An 18,776-nucleotide genomic window follows, 5' to 3' on the forward strand; every position below is an offset into this window, starting at 1 on the left:
AGCTTGATACAATGAAAAAGACATAAACCAAGATCAAAACGGGCTAATACCCTGACAATACTACTCGCGATCCAAAACCGCGCTAGACAATCCAAATCAACTCAAACACTTTATCAACAATATCGGCACGAATTTGAAGTCACGAACGCCAAAAGAGAGTTCTGCTCAAGAGCCCAAAGCAGAGCTAGAACTATATGACAAGCATTGTTGAAAGTGGCCCTTTGCAGACTTTATCAACTGTCTTCAGATTGTTAAAATTTAATGATTAAAGCCGATTCATGGAGAAAAACGCTTTGGAATTCGATGATGCACAAATTGAAGACTTGGATGCAATTATAGCACTTAGGCGTCGTGCATTTGAGAAGATAACGCCCTCCCATTATTCTCCCGCCGAGGTTGAAAATTTGCTAAATGATTATGATCGGGCGCAGTTTTCCAAAATGATTAGAGATAGGCGTTTATTTTGCTATAAGAAGGGGACAAAATTGTATGGAACGGCAGGGTGGGAAGGTAGTGCGATCAGGCATGTATACGTCGACCCTGACCAGTTTGGAGTTGGAATTGGTTCCAATTTGATTGAACATACAATTTTGGACTTCAAAAAACGGACGGGATGTGAGCGTATGACAGCTGGAGTGATAATTTATGCTCGAGGTTTTTACGAGAAGTCGGGATTCAACGTCGTTGCAAAGAAAAAAGCGTGGGATGGCAGCGAATTTTATGAGATGAGCAGGCCTCTCAAATAAGCAACTTGAAGACGTATACTTGATATCTCCTCTTGTGCTGGTTTTCAGACCTTCATCAACTCATCAGATCAATCAATTGCAGACATAACAACCCTTGCTAGTGGGCTATCTGTTCCCTAGTTTGAAAGCTCGGCCTTTAGTTTGGCGAGGCGGTCAAGAATGGCGTCTCGTCGTGTGTCCAGCTGATCCCGCAAGCGGTCGATATGGGCAAGTTTTTCAGTCAGTTGGGCAATGTCCAAGTTAAGAAGCTGGTCGAACGACAGCAGTTGAGGTGTGAATTGTGTAGCGCGACAACCCACCTTCTGGAACAAAGCTTCGCTATTCACTCAATGCTATGATCTCTACTTATCTTTCAACATTGGACACGACCATTTTTTGCACCGTCCATGGGAGAATGATGTTTTCAAGTCGCTCGCTGACATGCTGCCGGTGATCTCCAGCGTAAACATCCAACCTATGAGGTATGCGCTCTTGTCCGAGGCGATGCGAAAATTCAAGCGTGCCGGTTGGGATATGCAAAAACTGATCACCAAGGCCCACCCCTATTGCTAATCCACGTAGATCGCGAAGCGCCTTTCGAGCATTATGCACTTGACGTGATGGCAAAGCATCTAGGTAGCGATCATATAAGAGATCATCGAGAACAACCTCTCCGCGCACAATATCGAATGGGAAATTTGCATAGACCGGTGGTGCCTTCGCGTTCGGACTGAATGCATTTAGAATGCCGATGGTCGCGATGGGATAGAAGTCGCGTTTCTCAATAAGGTCGAGCAGATCTTCTTCAGAATTAACAGCAGCCGCTCGTTTCCATGCGTCATTTCCAAAACTAAGATCATCTCTTGCACTGAGGCAGCAGGGACTAAGCGCCCAAACCACCGAAAACACTCCCGGTTGAGTCATTGCTAGATTCAGTGCGCCATATCCACCCATTGAGTGACCAATGATAGCGCGGCTATCAACTTTTGCTAGCGTGCGAAAATTCTCATCGATAAAACTAACGAGATCGTCTGCTATATAATCTGCCCAGTGTCCGCTGACCGATGAGTTGCGATAATAGCCACCACCATATTTGTTGCCACCATCTGGCATAACGACAATCAATTCCGGGATCTTGCCTGTTGAGATCAAACGATCTAGAATTTCTGGCACCTTGTAATTTTCGCTCCAAACCCCACGGTCATCAAAAATCCCGTGAAGCAGATAAATAACGGCATAATTTTGCTCTAAGTTTTTATCGTATCCGGGAGGAAGATAGACTGCTACATTTTGGATATCGGGAGTTTTAAGAAGGTTTCCAGTCAATGCTGGGGCGGGTACCTTTACTTCTTCTATTCTTCCACTCAAATTATCTGTAGATTGAGCCATTGAAATTCCGAGTGTTAGAAATATGGCACCAATTTGGAATAGAAAGAAAATGAACAATTTTCGCATGCGTAAACCTTCTCTATAGACATATTTCATACGTGGGAATTAAACGTTAGATTTTCAATGCTGCCTGACATAGTGATATAATGTAAAATTATGCTTTTTGATGTGGCAGCCATTATCAGTTTGAAATCGTGCATGTCTCCCTATGGCACCTTACAGACCTTCATCAACTCATCAGATCAATCAATTGCAGACATAACTACCCTTGCAAGTGGGCTATCTGTTCCCTAGTTTGAAAGCTCGGCCTTTAGTTTGGCGAGGCGGTCAAGAATGGCGTCTCGTCGTGTGTCCAGCTGATCCCGCAAGCGGTCGATATGGGCAAGTTTTTCAGTCAGTTGGGCAATTCCGCCTTCACAAGGGCCATCAGCATCGTCTGACAGGCAGGCACTCATAGCCAGTATTTCGCGGGTGGAAAAGCCCGTTGCAATGAAATCACGGATGCGACCGGCGCGGCGTAAATCGGCTTCGCTATAAATGCGATAGCCATTGTCTGTCCGGCGCACATCCAAAAGACCAACCTTCTCATAATGACGCAAAATACGCTGTGTAATGCCGAGCCTGTCGGCGGCTTCCTTGGCCTGCATTATGTTTCCTTTTAAACTCACTTCCATATAGATGGTAAACTCGTGGTCGAAGATCAAGTATATCGGGCTGGTGCACCGCTCCTACCCGATATCGCCTACGGTTAGCTACGATCTGCCCAACCACCGTCCACGGTGATTATCTGACCCGTCAGCCATTCGTTATCCGAGCTGCCAAGTCTCAGCACCCAGGGCACAATATCAGAAGGGACACCGCGCCGCCCTAGCGGAACCTGGCTGGCTTCCTGCTCTTCGATTTGTTGCGCCATCTCGTCCGGCAATCCCATCATGCCTGTCAACGCACCGCTTTTAACCGGACCGGGTGCAATGGCGTTAACACGAATACCCTCGCCTGCCATCTCGATGGCCCAGGATTTCGTCAGATGCTCCAGAGCCGCTTTTGTCGCCGCATAATGGGCCATCATGGGAACTGCGTTCCGTGATACTGCGGTGCTAATGTTCACAATCGCACCCTTTGTTTGCGCAAGTACCGCTCGCCCTTCGCTCACCAACATGGAAGGCGCAATAATGTTCACATCAGACATGTTCTTGATCGCGTTGGCATCATATGCGCCCATTGGCATGGGCTGGCCAGCACCTGAATTATTGACAATAAGATCAAGCCGTCCCCACCGGTTCAACACAGCCTCAACAATACGTTTGCCGCTATCAGGGTCAGCACTATCGATTTGCAATGTTTGCACGCCCTCAATTGCCGTAGCCGCGTCAGTGAGCCTTTCGGCATTGCGCCCGGTTATCAGAACCCCTGCCCCACGCTCGGCAAGTGCCTGCGCGGTGGCGTGCCCGATGCCAGAGCTGCCTCCCGTCACAATTGCCACTTTATCCTGCCAACTATTATTCGATATCATATCGCATTTTTCTCCTGTTTTTGAATGCAGCACACATTGATGCGAACGGAGATTTAGCGCATTGACACTAGTGTAAGGGTCAAGGGTTTTTTACGAAATTTATTTAGTGAACTGACCAGAATAACAGAAGGTTTAGATTAACGAACTCTGGAACAAGGCTGACCTATATAGGTTCATCAATCTCAAAGATTAGAAACACATTTGCATTTGTCTAAAAGCTTAAACTGAACTACCTAGCTTCTCTCACTGCAAGGTCAGCCATTTTCATTATTGCTTCGCGTGAATCTGCAACCGCGATAAATAGCGCATTGTGGCAAAACTTGGCACCTTTTACGCCACATGCTTCTTCTAAAGCTGCGTCTGTTAGCCCTGCCCATGCAGCGGGTAAATCTGCGCGTTGATCGAATGTGTCTTTTGACAACTTAATGCCATTAAGCGTCCAATCTTCTCCGCGCGGATTAACAACAAACAGCATGTGATCGGCACCTACCTCATCAAGCGCTGCACCATAAGGCATGCCCATGGGTAATTCCAGAATAGGTGATGCACCAGCTTTGGCGATGGCTTCCATCACGATATTTTTCGCGCGGGCTTTTGCTGTGATATTACCGATTTGTGCCTCTACAAAACTACGCGCGATTGGCAAAGTTGCAAAAAAGGCATCGTCGTAAGCTGTTGGCGAGATATCATCAAACACGGGCTTTAAACTTTCAAAAAACGCTGGGAGTGTTAAATCTGACAATGGGCCCGCCACAGATGGCTCCATCGCACCATTGTCCAACAGATCGATGGGCAGCACAAATTTCCTATCAAACGCTACATGAATTGCCTCAATATTATCTGCGGGCACGTCCAAACTCGTTAAATATTGATGCCCATAATGCGCCCAAATCAAACCAAAAGAGCTAAATGGTTGACCATCTTCTCGTAAAGGACTGGGCCGCTGATGATGATCGAAGACTTGCGCATCGGCATTGTAGTCACCGCCTACATCGTAAATGATTTTATCATCGGCAGGTGCCAGCCATTTATGATCGCGCGTTCGTTTAAGTTCAGCCTTAGGGAAAAGACGGGTTAGGATGACAGAGGATAGCAATTCGTCTGCATGAAAGCCGCCTGAATGGGTGACTAGATGGGTGATCGTCATGATTGGGAAATACTCCAAAGGCATATGGTTCAAAAGCCAACCAATATGGCTGCTTATGGGTTATCTGTAAGGCCCTGTTTACAGGCAATTGCGCCCATATCAACCGTTTTATTCATGTTAGATAGAAACGTTTAAGCAAGATTCATCAGCAAATTCAACCAGATTAGGTTCCGACACCAATTTCAGCGAGTTTTGCAAGGCAGGAATCTTCGAGATTATCCAAATCATCAATCACCAGCTCCAAGTCGCGACGCTGCTGCCTAAGATCGGCGCGTTTTTTCTCAATGCCATCCATTACACCGCGCAGCTGATTGGTAGTATCAGGCAGTTCGACTTGAAGCTTGAGCATCTCTGCAATTTCGGCGACAGAAAACCCTACCCGCCTTGCACATAAGATTTTATCAATCCGGCGACGATCAGCACCTGTGTACAGCCTTGTGCGCCCCCGGCGCTCTGGTCTAATCAAGCCTTCATCTTCGTAAAAGCGCAACGTGCGAGTAGAGATATCAAATTCTCGGGTTAGCTGGGTGATTGTATATAAATTGACCATGGATGCACCTATAAGAACGAGAACCACCATCCCGCAAGCCCCAAGAAGGCAAAAAATCCAACGACATCAGTCACGGTAGTAACAAACACAGTGGACGAAATAGCAGGATCAACGCCAAGCTTATCGAGCATGAGTGGCAACAAGATACCCGCAAGCGCGGCCGAAATCATGTTTATAATCATAGCAATCCCGATTACAAAACCAAGATCAATATTATCAAACCAAAATGCGGCAACAACGCCGATAAGCGCAGCAAAAAGCACTCCATTGACCGCGCCAACAAGTGCCTCACGTTGGATAATACGCCCGGTATTGTATATATCAAGGTCACGGGTGGCGAGCGCCCTCACCGTCACCGTCATCGTTTGAGTGCCAGCATTACCACCCATAGAGGCAACGATAGGCATGAGCACCGCGAGTGCGACCATTTGCTGGATGGTTGCATCAAACGCACCGATGACCATAGAAGCGCCAATTGAGGTGAGTAGATTGATCAAAAGCCATGCGAAACGCGATCGAAATGCTGCAAAAACATTATCAGATAATTCCTCATCGCCCACGCCAGCAAGTGCTTTGATATCTTCTTCGGCTTCTTCGTGGATAACATCAACAACATCATCAATGGTAAGAACACCTACCAGGCGCTCGTTATGATCGATCACGGCTGCAGAGAGCAAGTCATATTGCTCGAACACGAGTGCCGCCTCTTCCTGATCCATCAGGGCCGGAATGGGATGGATCGTATCATTTAGAATTTCTTCCGTACGAACCTGTCGCTTTGTGCGTAAAATTTTATCGAGATCAATGGAACCTACAAGTTTATAGGTCGCATCAATTACAAAAATTTGGCTAAAGCTTTCCGGCAGGTCTTTGTCTATGCGCATATAGTCAATTGTTTGCCCAACCGTCCAAAATGGCGGCACGGCGACAAACTCACTTTGCATTCTACGACCAGCAGAATCTTCGGGATATTCCAGCGAACGACGAAGACGAACGCGTTCTATAAATGGCAACTCGGCAAGAATTGCATCTCGATCCGATGCTTCAAGATCTTCGAGAATAAAAACGGCATCATCAGAATCAAGCTCACCAATCCGGCGCGCAACATCCTTGTTTGGAATATAGTCGACAATTTCAACACGAATTGCCTCATCAACTTCCGTAAGTGCAGCAAAATCAAACGAATCTCCAAGCACCTCAACAAGCTTCTGCCGTCGCCTTGGTTTAAGAGATTCGAGCAGATCACCCATCTCAGACTCGTGAAGAGCTGCAACCAGACCATTAAGATGATCTATATTGCCGCTATCAAGCGCTCTACCGACTGTTTTTCGGAAATCGGATCGAATACGGCCTTCATCATCATAGATGCTTCCATTATCATGGGAATCTTCGAGTGTCTTCACCGCAATATCCACATCCTGATCGTTATGACTATCTGTTTCGACCATTTTGATACCTGCACATACAAGAGTCTGATGTAGCAATCAGTCCCGACTCAAGTTTTAATCTATGTCAAAATAACCACAACGCCACTACCTGACAAAAGGAAAGTGAGTTTTTCCAGACTATGCCAACTATTTGGCCCATCTACACTGCGCCTTGGAAACTATTTTATCGCCAAAAGCTATAAGTCATGTTTATGACGGGTTCGCAACGACTGGTATGGATACACGACAAGCCCCCAGCGTGATGTTGGGAGCGGAGAAATTCACATGGGCTTGTACAGTAAATGCTTACTTCAAAGCTACTATGTTACGGATAACTCCTACGCGCCTTCGCAACGGCTAGTTTTTTGCCTTTGGCATCTCTGGCGGTGGCAGTCCACTCATAGGTATGTTTACCATTGGGAGGACATGGGCTTTTATATTTAAATGCCCCGCGTGCAATGCTTGATCCACCTTTATATTTAACCTTGCCCCCGCCATGATTGTAGGACGGAACATTTCGATCCTTCATCTTGAAATCAATTCTGGCAGTTCCAGTAGGTACGTTCTTAAGCGTAAACGGTGGGTTTTGTACCCGATTGGGCTTACCGCTTGTACATTTTTTTAGACCGCTCCAACTAAACCCAATACTAAAATCCGCAGCAAATGCATGATTGATAGGTAGGAGTGATAGTGAAATTGTTGTGAATATTACGCCAGCACTTAACTTAGCCATTATAACTCTCCATTTCGATTTAGCGGATAATGCAACCAGTTTAGTATAACAGTTAAGTATGACACTTCAACGTGTAAGTAGTTTTACTTTTACATCAGGTATGGCATCGACGCAGAGGATTTAAGTCCGGCAATTATAAAGCACCAAAAACAAAAAAAGCACGATCATCGACCGCGCCGTGTGTACAAGCAAACTTCAAAGATAGCGTGGAAAGTGAAAAATGGCGCGAGTGACGGGACTCGAACCCGCGACCTTCGGCGTGACAGGCCGACACTCTAACCAACTGAGCTACACCCGCCATTTTTCATTTTTGATTTGCTTTTCAGCGAACCGTGATGGGTGATTAAGCTTTATCGTAGAATCTGTCAAGCACTCTATTCATGCTTTTTTGCAAAAAGGAGACATTTTTTCAAAAATACATTTTCTTTGAAAAATGTGGATTTTTCTCTTGCACTTATCTTCACAAGAGCCTAAACGAGACCTCGCAAATGGGCGATTAGCTCAGTTGGTAGAGCGCTTCGTTTACACCGAAGATGTCAGGAGTTCGAGTCTCTTATCGCCCACCATTTGCTTCGCAGGGTTTTCAACCGTTCTTTCAATTACAAGAACTTTGCCTGTGAAAGTGTTAGGTTAACTTCCTCAAGAAAATATCTTCCCTCCTGTTCGCGCTGTAAGTTTCGGCATGAATGATTAAAGTACGACTAAAATGCCTTACTTGCGTGTGGAAGCTTGCGGTGTATTCAATCTTTAACCACTCTACTTCAGTGATTGCAGATAGCGTTCACCAGTATAATCGCCCTTCTTTAGCATCAATTTTGATATGGCTTCTGCCTGATTGAGTTTATTATTTTTGACAAAAGTAAAGAAACGCTTTCTCAGCTTTGCAAGATGAGCATCATCGGTAGATTGCTCAATTTGCCTCGTTTTGATGTTTTGCTGCTTAATCATGTCTGGAATTTGATTTATAATTCCTGTGGCGTAGCTTTCCGTTATCTTGTCTTCCCAAAAAGCGGGATCTTCAAATTTGGGGTCAATGTCTTTAGCACTCGCTATGAAAGAACATGCGCAGCAAATAACGGTGATCGGTATATAATAGATCTTATACATCTGCATTTCCAATGGTCTGTTCAGTAGGCAGGATAACATTTTCTCATTTATTTGGTGTTAACTGCCCCATAATAACAAAAGCCGAGCAACAAAGCCCGGCTTAAATATTTTGATGTTAAGCTCAATCCGACCGCAACATATATTACTGTCGCGATCGCATTTTGCTCACTCTGAATTAAAACTCATCCCAACCATCTGCCTCTTCAACAGCTTCAGCGCTATTTCCATTAAAAGCATTTGCCACTTTCTTCACCATAGCTTTGGCGGGAGATGGTTTTGGATCGTGCTCATCTGTGGCAGATGCAGGCATGACGGGCGTTGCCTGAGCGACGGGGCCTGACGACGGAACATTTGCTTGTTTTGCAACGACTCCGTTACCTATATCAAATGTCTGTATTAGCTCGGCAAGCACTGCAACTTCATCGGCAATATGTTGTGTGACAGCCGTGTTTTCCTCAACCATTGCAGCGTTTCGTTGTGTAACCTGATCCATAGAGTTAACAGCGCTATTAACCTCTTGAATTCCAGTCAACTGTTCTGCCGCACCTTGGGATATTGTGCCAATCTGGGAATCAATCGTTGCGACATGTGTTGATATTTTCTCCAACACTTCACCTGTTTGTTGTACAAGTTGAACACCATTGGCAACCTCATCACCGGATTTGGTAATCAATTCCTTGATCTCTTTTGCAGCGGACGCAGACCGTTGAGCCAACTCGCGTACCTCTTGCGCAACAACAGCAAAGCCCTTTCCTGCCTCGCCTGCACGTGCCGCCTCAACACCAGCATTCAATGCCAGTAGATTAGTTTGGAAGGCGATTTCGTCAATAACGTTGATAATATTTGAAATATCGCCAGATGCTTTTTCAATTCCCTCCATCGCAGCAACAGCACTGATCACAACTTTGCTTGATTTTTCAGAATCTGCACGAGCATTACTTGCACTAACAGCAGCTTCATTGGCTCGTTCAGACGTTTCGCGAACTGTTGCGGTAATCTCATCTAGTGCAGCCGATGTTTCTTCCAATGATGCCGCTTGTGTTTCTGTGCGTTGCGATAGTTCATTTGTCGCATTACTAATTTCAACGGAGTTTTCTCTCAAATTTGTTGAGACACTGTTCATTTCGCACATCGTTTTAGCAAGTTTGGCAACTGAGCCGTTGAAATCGGTACGTAACTGATCAAGTTTACCTTCAAATGGTGATGGTATGTTTGCCGTTAAATCACCATTAGATAACTTTGTTAAACCGTTTGCCAATGTCTCAATAACATTTTGCAGTTTCGCGTTTTCCTCTGTGCGCTCTGCTTCGCGCTGAGACTGCGCTTGTGTATTTGCATCTTGAGCGTCTCCTGCAATTTTAGTTTGCTCTTCCGCTTCTTTCTGAGCAGCTTGCGCCTCAGAAATCGCCAATTGCGTAGAAGCAAAAGATCGCCACATCATATTCGTAAGTGCTAATAACACGCCCGCTTCTGCGACAAGAATTACAGCATGCAAACCAACACGAAGGACCGAACTTTCGCCGGGAAAAACTGCGGCAGGAATAACAAAATAAAGTACGACATGATGAACAGCTGTCAAACCGGTGAAGGCAAGTATTGGGCGCCAATCGATGCATGCTGCACAGATAGCTAGCATTGCAAAGAAATACATATGCATATCTATTTGAAGATCAGAACCGGAAAACGCGCCAACAAGTAATGCCACCTGCGCGGCTTGCGTCAGGCCAGCAGTTGTTCTTGCAACTACACCAGCCTTATCGGCTCGCCATGTAAATGTCCCCAATAATGCCATCGTTAGACCACCGGCAATAAGTACGATCATCTGAGGATGTGCAACAAATATTGCCCGAACAGCAATTAAGGCTGCATTCACCCATAATAGGGTGACTAAGACCTTCATGCCTATATGCCGAATATCTTCAATAGATTTCATTTTCTGTTTCCTCTCTAAAGACAAGCGGCAGCAATGTAGCCATCAATTACTATAACTGCGCCCGCCTGATAAAGTTTACTAACAAAGTCGTCTGATTCTGAGGTAGTGACAGCGATCCAGTCCAACCGTCCGCCATTGACGAGTGCTCCCCCAGCATCTGCGATAACCTGGATAATCTTGCTTGGTTCGCTCCATGGCGGCAGAATAACGGCCACCTTTTCGCTCTTCGGCATAAGTATTGGGATGACTAAAACAACAAAACAAATGAAAACATTCACGCCAATGACGATTCTCATGTTCCGATTTTTATTATTGGTTGCTGTCATCAAGATTCATAACTTATTGAATAAAATAGAAAATACTTAATTCACGAAAAGTACTCGCACTATTTCAAAGTAGAGTTACAACAACATTGTTCATTTATGATTGATTATTTATTAAAATTTGAACGAGTTTCTTACTGGTAGGAAGTGAGAACAATCCGATTTTGCTAAGTTCAAACCCACAAATTTCCGCAAAAGCTTCATCTAATCCATAAACTAATGATCCAATTTCAATAAATATAGTCACCTTTTCTCGCGGCCAGATCACAGAAACGTGTTGTAACTTGAACATATTGGGAATATTTCCCGCTGGATATAATATTCCCGCGTGTTAGTTTTTTCAAAGAATTAAACTTAACCTAAATTCAGGGAAATCTCATGAAACTCATTTCATCCACTCTATTCGTCACGCTTCTTGCAAGCACAACATTCTCTCTGGCTGATAATGCTATTCAGCAAACGAAAGCTACTGCTCTTGAGCGCATCGAAATTGCACAATCCGCCGCTGCTGACGAGATCAAGAAGAAAGCAATGATGCTTGCAGAAGAAGCAAAAAAAGCGATGATGATGGCCGAAGAAGCGGAAAAAAAAGCCATGATGGCAGCCGAAGGTGAAGATAAGAAAAAGGCTATGATGATGGCCGAAGAAACGAAAAAGAAAGCCATGATGGCAGCTGAAGAAGCTAAGAAAGCTGAAATGATGGCCGCAGAAGAAGATAAAAAGGCCATAATGATGGCTGAGGAAGAGAAAAAGAAAGCCATGATGATGGCGGCTGAAGAAACTAAGAAAAAAGAAATGATGGCTGCCGAGGAAGACAAAAAAGCTATGATGATGGCAGTTGAAGCTTGTGATGCGGCCGAGTTTGCGGTCACGGGCTTTGGCAACGCAACAGCTGCTGCCGATTCCATCGCGGATGTTGTCATGAAAGTTAAGGAGCTTTCAGGTGATGCGGCTTGCGCTATCGAAATCACTGGCTATTCAAGCAAAGCAGGGCCCAAAAGCGTAAATATGGCTTTATCTGAAGAGCGTGCGGAATGGGTGAAAGGTGAGCTTATGTCCGCAGGTGTCGATCTTTCCCACACAATGGTAAAAGGTGCTGGCGAAACTGGTCAATTTGGTAGCAGCTCTGCAAACCGTCGTGTTATGATTTCTGTGAAATAGTAACGCTAGTGAATATGACAAAGGTCTCTATGGGTCCCATAGAGGCCTTTCCTCGCAATGGATTGTTGCATTGCACCATACCTTATAATAGAATAGGATTATGGTCCGTACAAATACAAACATGCGATATTATACAAACCGCTCCAGATAGAGGTGGTTGACGTTTAATGTGAAAACATGAACCGCCCAATGAGTAAGTTGGAGTGGTTTTTTTATGCCATCAATTTATTCCAAAATCTAAAAGGATAAATGCAATGGCTCGTCCAACTGACCCCAATTTAACCATGCGCAAGGCAAATGAGCGTGATTTAGATTTTGCATATCGGCTCTATGAGCAAATCCAAGCAATTCACGCCGATGCGGAACCTAAAATTTTTAAACGTCCGCAAGAGAGGAACAATTACGCGCCATTATTCTCCAATCTACTGGAGGTGCCAAACGGAAACTTGCTTATTGCAGAAAATAACAGCGAGGCAATTGGGCTTATCTACTATCTCATCACTGAAACAGAGGACAGCCTTATAGCATTTAAACACAAACGTGTACAAATCGAACAAGTAGTGGTGTCTCAACAACATAGGGGAAAAGGATACGGGACCTATATGATTGAGTATGTAAAACGTTGTGCGAAATCAGCTGGTGCAAAACGGGTCCAGATAGATGCTTGGACATTTAACGAGACGGCACGAATATGTTACAAAAAAGCTGGATTCAATACGGCTCGGAAAATCATGTTTTTAGAGTTGTGATGCGCGCTTATCAGATATTCAATTTTATGTAGAATGTATGTGCTCACACTCCATGTTCACTGTGGGATGAGTACGGGGCTCAAATTAGATTCGCCAACACTCCACCCGAAGCAGGTATATTTACGCCAGTTGTTGAAGGGTATGTCAGTGGTAGACCTTTCATCGAGCGTATTGCAAGGTAGGCCCATGCTTCGGCCTCGACTGCATCGCCGGAAATTCCTGCCTCTTCTGCCGTTACCACATTACAATCAGACGAGAGTGCTTCTTCAAGCTCTACAATGATGGCTTTGTTTAAGCGTCCACCGCCACACAAAATCCATAGTTTCGGCTCAAGCGGCAAACGAGCAACAGAGGCGGCAATGAGTTGTCCAGTAACATGAGCGAGCGTTCGCGCACCATCCTCCAATGAGGCACTGGCTTTGTCTAAAATGGGGAAATCAAGCCGGTCTAAAGATCGTCCATCCGAGATAAGCTCCTTAACATTTCCAATGTAGTCAACAGCAACATCTGAAATAACTTTACCACGCAAACCAATCTTTCCGCCATCATCATATTTTTGACCCGAATGCGCTTCCACCCACTGATCAATCAAAATGTTACCTGTTCCGCAGTCAAATGCATGCAATTCACTATCCGATAGGTTCGCAGGAAATACAGCCGAGATATTTGAAATGCCACCGATATTAACAATCGCCACGCCATTGTTGGCAGAACTCATATTCGCAACCAGTGCTCGGTGATAGGCGGGCGCAAGTGGAGCACCCTGCCCGCCATTCGCCATATCATTGGCGCGCATGTCATAAACGACTGGAATTCCTGTTCGCTCAGACAGCAAATCACCGTTACCAAGTTGAACTGTTAGCGCCTCTCCAGGCTTATGTAGAATAGTCTGACCGTGAAACCCGATCAAATCGACGTCGGACATGCGCAAGTTATGCTGTGCAAGAAACTCTTCAATTGCATCTGCATGTCGTCCCGTCAGTTCTCGCTCAAGATCTGCCAACCCATCGGGCCGCTCATCACGTGACTTTATAACCTTTGCTTCAACTAAAGCCTGCTTAAGCTGGTTGCGAAATTCATCATCATAGGGAATCGATAAAAACGGGCCACGTTCGAGATCGTTTTCACCATCTGATCGCAAAAGCGCTACATCGATGCCATCCAGCGACGTGCCACTCATCAGACCAATTGCATTTAGATGTTTCTGATTCATTGAAACGAATTTAACTGATCTTCTGACTTAATCAAACAAGAGGGGTGAAATCTTGATAAAACAGTGCTAAACGCCGACAAATATATGTTTCGAACTTATTTCTATGCAACATTTTTCGTTGGAAGACCAAAAGGCAATTCGTTATGTCCGCGTTCAAATCTGAATTTCTGCACACTCTCGCAACTCGTGGCTTTATTCATCAAACAACTGATGATTCTGGGCTTGATAAACTTTTTCAAACGGAAACTGTGACTGCCTATATCGGCTTTGATCCAACTGCAGCGAGCCTGCACGCTGGCTCGCTTACTCAGATTATGATCCTGCACTGGCTACAAAAATGCGGACATAAACCAATTTCTCTTATGGGTGGTGGCACCGGCATGGTGGGTGATCCTTCTTTTAAAGAAGAATCTCGCCAACTGATGACGATCGAAAAAATTCAGGAAAATATCGATAGTATTCAGAAAGTATTTTCAAACTATTTGACCTATGGCAACGGCAAAACCGATGCCATGATGGTCAATAATGCTGAATGGTTGGCAAAACTGAATTACCTCGATTTTCTTCGCGATGTTGGTAAGTACTTTTCAGTCAATCGGATGCTGTCCTTTGATTCTGTGAAAACGCGCCTTGATCGCGAGCAATCACTCTCATTTCTTGAGTTCAATTACATGATCTTGCAAGGATATGACTTTGTAGAACTTGCAAAACGTTATGACTGCCGCGTGCAGATGGGTGGATCAGATCAATGGGGAAATATTGTTAACGGTATTGATCTTGGCCACCGCATGGGTACTGAGCAACTTTACGCGGTTACAACTCCGCTTTTAACCACATCTTCCGGTGCGAAAATGGGTAAGTCAGCCAATGGCGCCATCTGGCTAAATCCCGATATGTATTCACCTTATGATTTTTGGCAATATTGGCGCAACACTGAAGATGCGGATGTTGGTAAATTCTTGAAACTTTTCACAACATTATCAATCGATGAGATTGAACGCCTTGCAGCACTTGGCGGCAGCGAGATCAATGAAGTTAAAAAGATATTGGCAACTGAAATCACCGCTATGGCGCACGGTCGCGAGACCGCAGAAGGCGCAGCGGAAACAGCTCGCAAAACCTTTGAAGAAGGTGCTGTTGCGCATGATCTACCGAGCATTAACCTACCATCTTCGGATATCGCAGAAGGCGTTGGCCTGTTGTCGCTTATTGTAAAAGCGGGTTTTGCCTCTTCCAATGGCGAAGCACGTCGTCACATTAAAGGTGGTGCGATCAAGATCAACGACAAGCAGATGACCGATGAACGCATGCTCGTGAATGAAAGTGCCATTTCCGATGATGGTGTTATCAAACTTTCTATGGGTAAAAAGAAGCACGTCCTAATCAGGCCTGAATAGACCTAAAACCTAAGTATTTTTGTTAAAACTCAAAGATACTTCGGAAAATACCCGGCGCTATAATTGATAGCGGGTTCACCTGTATTTGTGGGCTATCAGCATTTCCGCTAACCTTAAACGTTATACCTAACAGTGCCTTGTCCTTACCGTTGCCCAACAAGGCACCCAAGATCGGGATCTCACCAAAAAAGCTGTTAAGTGCATATGCGGGCATGAATGTGCCTGAAATGTTGGTATTGTCTTTTCTGTCATAAAGCATGCCATCAAAAGCCGCACCAATTTGTGGTCCACGCACGATACCTTCTTTAATATCAAGACGCCCGTTATTGAGTTGAACACTAATATTTGCTTGGGTGAAATTCACGCGGCTTACGTCCAAGCGACCTTTCAGTGCTTCATTTAAGCTGCGTTCCTTTGCACTTGCACGCGTGGAGACAAGCGTCTTAAGGCGCTCATCACCAATGACTTTGAAATTACGCATATTTACATTGCCAACATGAGGCCCGTTGCCGCTTTTGGTTAGGCGCAGGTCCACAGAGCCTCCTTGAACAAAAGCATAGATGTCAAAAAACCGCCAGAAACTGCCAGAATCATCGCTGGCAACGGTCACGACATCACCGTTTTTGTCGCCTTTTAACTGTGCCGCAACCGATCCACCTGCGCTCGTTCGACCTGTGAACTCAGCTAAGCTAGGTATCCCGCCACGCTCAGAATATTTCATGGTTGAAACTGATAAAACTTCATTCCCGAAGCCATAAACTTTGTCGATCTTACCCGTCAGGTCTATTGCCGCTTGGCTACTGTCATACTTTAACGTTGTCGTTTCGTCTGCCTTCAATTGAGCAATCAGAGGGCGCATATCAAAAGATTTACCACTAATGTTGATCTTGTAACCATTCCCCTGTCTTGTGACAGTAAAGCCATAATTATCTTTGGGTGATAGTTTCACATTAGAGAAATTAGCGAACTTTACGCCACTCGCATCTAAATCAAGCGCTCCGATTGCAGAGAACCCTTTTCCGAAAAACTTGAAATCTGACAATTTCGCAGAATTTCCGTTCTCTATGACAACAAAAGTTGCTTTTGCCGGAACACCCTTTGCCTTTTTCCATGCAGTGCCGGGCGCAATAACGACGCTGTTTTTGAGATCAATCTCAATATTATTTCGAACACCGTCAACACGCTCTTGCTTAAACCCAACTTTGCCAATGATCACATCATTTACATCTAAGCCGAATTTAGTTCGATCTTTTGCATCTAGAATACCGTTCAACGCAAGTTTGCGAGGGACATCGGAATTACGGATGGGTTCCGTCACCTGTGCACTTAGGTTTACACCATCAACTCTGAGCTTGGCGTCCATAATTGCGCGTTCGCTATTAACGTCAACTTTACCCGTAATATTCGTCAAAATATGCTTCTCAATCGGCACAGAAAGGTCAACCCCATTTAGATCTAGCTCAACTTTCCACACAGGATCTGGTGGGTTTTGATCAGGGATTAGGCCCAATTTGGCGATGACGTGCGCATCCACTAAGCCTGAAATGTCCTCTGGTACGATCCCAATATCATCCAGCGCATCGATAGGTTTAAAGCTGATAAGTTCCGCGGCGGCATCAGCCCAGCCCGTCAGGTTAAAGTCAACATTAGCCATAAGCGGCACTTGGTTCGTATCAGGAATGGTAATGGTGCCATTCACAATATCCATTTTCCGATTTGATGGAAAAAAGGACGTACCCTTATCAATGGAAATTGAAACTTTGGTACCACGCAGTTTCATATGCCCGTTGGCATTTCTGACGGGCGGAACATCTCCGACAATATTCACTCTGGCGTTGGTGAAATCATAATCAACTTGATAATCTTCGTCTTTGTGCATGATTGGTCGAACAGGATTTGCAAAACGGCCCGCATCGACATGCAGATATAGATTTACATTCTTTATATTCCCACCAAATATATTGTTTGTTGCCCAACCGCGCGTGCCGCGACCTAACCAAAACGGCCAAAATTGTTTGGCAACCGCTGTCTCGATTTCCGGCACCTGAATAGCAATATTTAGTTCGGGAGAACCTTTGCCCATAAACCTGATAACGGCATTGCCAGCTGCATATTTTCCGCCCGTTGCTATAACTAATTCTTCAGCATTAAGTTCGCGCTTTTCAAAACTGTAATATCCAAATGCTTTAGCCGAGAAGATTATCGGAACTTCATTGGTATCAATTGGTGCCAAGACCCCCTCGCCGACGACAAAGTCAAAAACGATACCTTCCTTGCCCTTATCTTTAAAATTTTCAGCATCAATTAGCCCGCCAGAAATTGGAAAGACAGATTTAGAAACTGCAATGTCAGATTGAGCGAGTTCTATGGCTTTTTTGCCTGCATCATAGAACCAATTGAGCTGAGACTTTTTTAGTTCAGCCAATTCACCACCCATTTTAAGATCACCAGGATCAATATCTAGCGACAGTTTAAACTCCGGCAAGCTGGATTCGCTTGCACGCTTGAGATTAAAACTCGCAACCATTGTTGTATCTAAACCGGATCGGAACTCGGGATTTGGGTCATTCGTTTCGAACTGAACGGTAAACTTTCCAATACTACCTTCAATGGTTTGATCATCGGATTGCACTTTTCGTGTGAATGATAACGGAAACTCATCTTCGCCCAGTTGGATAATACCATCAACAGCTGATAAATGCCCTTCAGTACGAAGCACAGTCGCTTCCTTTATGATCAAACCACCAAAACGCTCAAATGCCAGATGGCTTATCTTTACATCCTCAAACGTAATCGAATCGGCATCGCGTAAAATATTATTTCTCTCAGCACTTTCAATTTGAGAGAATATCATCTCAATGAAACCATCAAATTCCTGTATTTTTGGGATAAACGTACCCTGATTGCTTGTATCTGTTTGCTGGTTTGGTGTTAAATTGAGTTCCACATCGGAAATGTCTACCGCCGATATTGTGGCTGTACCCCGAGCGAGTGTAATCGGATCAATTTTCATTTGAGCACGATCCACATTAAGCTCGTAAGCTAATTGTGCATCACGACCACCGCTAAACGAAAACTCACGTGCCTCGACTGAAATGCGCCCATCTCCCGATAGTCGCAACGCTGTTTTTTCAATATTTATAGCACGGTTTTCACCAACGATATTCTTGAAAGTACTTTGTGAATAGTCAGAAATGTACGTATCAGCCATACCGCTTTGCAACACGCCGACGGCCACGCAGAATAGAATTAGCACTACAATGACAACCCAGGAAAAGTAATGGACGCAGTTATAGCATAGGCCCAGAAAGGAACCTTTGCCATATTCGACATTTCCATTTTTCTTCAATTGTCGCACCTTATTGTCTTTATCTTGTTGATCAGAGTTTAATTAGAACCCAAATCACTT

Annotated in this window: 17 protein-coding genes and 2 tRNA genes; 5 read left to right on the top strand and 14 right to left on the bottom strand. The window is 44.8% G+C overall.

Translation table 11 applies throughout. The features are described 5' to 3' along the window. The first annotated feature begins 293 nt into the window (after positions 1 to 293). Positions 294 to 746 (top strand): GNAT family N-acetyltransferase, encoded by a 453-nt coding sequence (locus AB2J24_RS11375; protein ID WP_367385558.1) that lies wholly within the window; start codon positions 294 to 296, stop codon positions 744 to 746. 116 nt (positions 747 to 862) lie between these two features. Here AB2J24_RS11375 and AB2J24_RS11380 read toward each other — a convergent pair whose 3' ends face one another. The 9 genes from AB2J24_RS11380 to AB2J24_RS11420 all read right to left on the bottom strand — a co-directional run bounded on the left by AB2J24_RS11380 (position 863) and on the right by AB2J24_RS11420 (position 7,782). Next, entirely contained in the window at positions 863 to 1,057 is a 195-nt protein-coding gene (locus AB2J24_RS11380; protein WP_367385559.1) for a hypothetical protein, read from the bottom strand. A gap of 34 nt (positions 1,058 to 1,091) precedes the next feature. Continuing rightward, entirely contained in the window at positions 1,092 to 2,180 is a 1,089-nt protein-coding gene (locus AB2J24_RS11385) for an alpha/beta hydrolase (protein WP_367385560.1), read from the bottom strand. Between the two features lie 224 nt (positions 2,181 to 2,404). Next, positions 2,405 to 2,761 carry a MerR family transcriptional regulator gene (locus AB2J24_RS11390; protein ID WP_367385561.1) on the bottom strand — a complete coding sequence of 119 codons (357 nt, stop codon included), beginning with the start codon at positions 2,759 to 2,761 and terminating at the stop codon, positions 2,405 to 2,407. 101 nt (positions 2,762 to 2,862) lie between these two features. Next, positions 2,863 to 3,627 (bottom strand): SDR family NAD(P)-dependent oxidoreductase, encoded by a 765-nt coding sequence (locus AB2J24_RS11395; protein ID WP_367385562.1) that lies wholly within the window; start codon positions 3,625 to 3,627, stop codon positions 2,863 to 2,865. A 229-nt stretch (positions 3,628 to 3,856) separates the two neighbouring features. Next, positions 3,857 to 4,774: an MYG1 family protein gene (locus AB2J24_RS11400; RefSeq protein ID WP_367385563.1), complete on the bottom strand. Its 918-nt coding sequence runs from the start codon at positions 4,772 to 4,774 to the stop codon at positions 3,857 to 3,859. A gap of 163 nt (positions 4,775 to 4,937) precedes the next feature. Further along, a complete protein-coding gene (locus tag AB2J24_RS11405) occupies positions 4,938 to 5,324 on the bottom strand; it encodes a MerR family transcriptional regulator (protein ID WP_162653741.1) in 387 nt (128 codons plus the stop codon). An 8-nt stretch (positions 5,325 to 5,332) separates the two neighbouring features. After that, on the bottom strand, positions 5,333 to 6,772 hold the full coding sequence (gene mgtE / locus AB2J24_RS11410) for a magnesium transporter (protein ID WP_367385564.1): 1,440 nt from the start codon (positions 6,770 to 6,772) through the stop codon (positions 5,333 to 5,335). A 304-nt stretch (positions 6,773 to 7,076) separates the two neighbouring features. Next, entirely contained in the window at positions 7,077 to 7,484 is a 408-nt protein-coding gene (locus AB2J24_RS11415) for a phospholipid-binding protein (protein WP_162653739.1), read from the bottom strand. Between the two features lie 221 nt (positions 7,485 to 7,705). Next, a tRNA-Asp gene (locus tag AB2J24_RS11420) sits at positions 7,706 to 7,782 on the bottom strand. A 192-nt stretch (positions 7,783 to 7,974) separates the two neighbouring features. On the opposite strand from AB2J24_RS11420, the gene AB2J24_RS11425 reads away from it, so the two are divergent. Then, positions 7,975 to 8,050, top strand: a tRNA-Val gene (locus AB2J24_RS11425). A gap of 190 nt (positions 8,051 to 8,240) precedes the next feature. Here the strand turns inward: AB2J24_RS11425 and AB2J24_RS11430 are convergent. The 3 genes from AB2J24_RS11430 to AB2J24_RS11440 all read right to left on the bottom strand — a co-directional run bounded on the left by AB2J24_RS11430 (position 8,241) and on the right by AB2J24_RS11440 (position 10,850). Next, positions 8,241 to 8,591: a hypothetical protein gene (locus AB2J24_RS11430; protein ID WP_162653738.1), complete on the bottom strand. Its 351-nt coding sequence runs from the start codon at positions 8,589 to 8,591 to the stop codon at positions 8,241 to 8,243. Between the two features lie 175 nt (positions 8,592 to 8,766). Then, entirely contained in the window at positions 8,767 to 10,524 is a 1,758-nt protein-coding gene (locus tag AB2J24_RS11435) for a methyl-accepting chemotaxis protein (RefSeq protein ID WP_367385565.1), read from the bottom strand. Between the two features lie 14 nt (positions 10,525 to 10,538). Beyond that, entirely contained in the window at positions 10,539 to 10,850 is a 312-nt protein-coding gene (locus AB2J24_RS11440) for a hypothetical protein (RefSeq protein WP_367385566.1), read from the bottom strand. Between the two features lie 375 nt (positions 10,851 to 11,225). Here AB2J24_RS11440 and AB2J24_RS11445 point away from each other — a divergent pair, with 375 nt between their 5' ends. Beyond that, positions 11,226 to 12,008 (top strand): OmpA family protein, encoded by a 783-nt coding sequence (locus AB2J24_RS11445; RefSeq protein ID WP_367385567.1) that lies wholly within the window; start codon positions 11,226 to 11,228, stop codon positions 12,006 to 12,008. A 254-nt stretch (positions 12,009 to 12,262) separates the two neighbouring features. After that, a complete protein-coding gene (locus AB2J24_RS11450) occupies positions 12,263 to 12,757 on the top strand; it encodes a GNAT family N-acetyltransferase (RefSeq protein ID WP_367385568.1) in 495 nt (164 codons plus the stop codon). A 79-nt stretch (positions 12,758 to 12,836) separates the two neighbouring features. On the opposite strand, the gene AB2J24_RS11455 is transcribed toward AB2J24_RS11450, so the two are convergent. Beyond that, on the bottom strand, positions 12,837 to 13,970 hold the full coding sequence (locus AB2J24_RS11455; protein ID WP_367385569.1) for an anhydro-N-acetylmuramic acid kinase: 1,134 nt from the start codon (positions 13,968 to 13,970) through the stop codon (positions 12,837 to 12,839). Between the two features lie 143 nt (positions 13,971 to 14,113). On the opposite strand from AB2J24_RS11455, the gene tyrS reads away from it, so the two are divergent. Continuing rightward, on the top strand, positions 14,114 to 15,367 hold the full coding sequence (tyrS, locus tag AB2J24_RS11460; protein WP_367385570.1) for a tyrosine--tRNA ligase: 1,254 nt from the start codon (positions 14,114 to 14,116) through the stop codon (positions 15,365 to 15,367). Between the two features lie 22 nt (positions 15,368 to 15,389). On the opposite strand, the gene AB2J24_RS11465 is transcribed toward tyrS, so the two are convergent. Then, positions 15,390 to 18,716, bottom strand: a complete 3,327-nt coding sequence (locus tag AB2J24_RS11465; protein WP_367385571.1) for a DUF3971 domain-containing protein — start codon at positions 18,714 to 18,716, stop codon at positions 15,390 to 15,392. Positions 18,717 to 18,776: the final 60 nt, after the last annotated feature.

It is taken from the genome of Lentilitoribacter sp. EG35 (assembly GCF_040784015.1).
GTDB lineage: Bacteria > Pseudomonadota > Alphaproteobacteria > Rhizobiales > Rhizobiaceae > Lentilitoribacter.

Excerpts from the sequence above, each read along its gene's own strand:
- AB2J24_RS11385 (WP_367385560.1), bottom strand. The coding sequence starts at position 2,180 with ATGCGAAAATTGTTCATTTTCTTTCTATTCCAAATTGGTGCCATATTT.
- AB2J24_RS11390 (WP_367385561.1), bottom strand. The coding sequence starts at position 2,761 with ATGCAGGCCAAGGAAGCCGCCGACAGGCTCGGCATTACACAGCGTATT.
- AB2J24_RS11395 (WP_367385562.1), bottom strand. The coding sequence starts at position 3,627 with ATGATATCGAATAATAGTTGGCAGGATAAAGTGGCAATTGTGACGGGA.
- AB2J24_RS11400 (WP_367385563.1), bottom strand. The coding sequence starts at position 4,774 with ATGACGATCACCCATCTAGTCACCCATTCAGGCGGCTTTCATGCAGAC.
- AB2J24_RS11405 (WP_162653741.1), bottom strand. The coding sequence starts at position 5,324 with ATGGTCAATTTATATACAATCACCCAGCTAACCCGAGAATTTGATATC.
- mgtE (WP_367385564.1), bottom strand. The coding sequence starts at position 6,772 with ATGGTCGAAACAGATAGTCATAACGATCAGGATGTGGATATTGCGGTG.
- AB2J24_RS11415 (WP_162653739.1), bottom strand. The coding sequence starts at position 7,484 with ATGGCTAAGTTAAGTGCTGGCGTAATATTCACAACAATTTCACTATCA.
- AB2J24_RS11430 (WP_162653738.1), bottom strand. The coding sequence starts at position 8,591 with ATGTATAAGATCTATTATATACCGATCACCGTTATTTGCTGCGCATGT.
- AB2J24_RS11435 (WP_367385565.1), bottom strand. The coding sequence starts at position 10,524 with ATGAAATCTATTGAAGATATTCGGCATATAGGCATGAAGGTCTTAGTC.
- AB2J24_RS11440 (WP_367385566.1), bottom strand. The coding sequence starts at position 10,850 with ATGACAGCAACCAATAATAAAAATCGGAACATGAGAATCGTCATTGGC.
- AB2J24_RS11445 (WP_367385567.1), top strand. The coding sequence starts at position 11,226 with ATGAAACTCATTTCATCCACTCTATTCGTCACGCTTCTTGCAAGCACA.
- AB2J24_RS11450 (WP_367385568.1), top strand. The coding sequence starts at position 12,263 with ATGGCTCGTCCAACTGACCCCAATTTAACCATGCGCAAGGCAAATGAG.
- AB2J24_RS11455 (WP_367385569.1), bottom strand. The coding sequence starts at position 13,970 with ATGAATCAGAAACATCTAAATGCAATTGGTCTGATGAGTGGCACGTCG.
- tyrS (WP_367385570.1), top strand. The coding sequence starts at position 14,114 with ATGTCCGCGTTCAAATCTGAATTTCTGCACACTCTCGCAACTCGTGGC.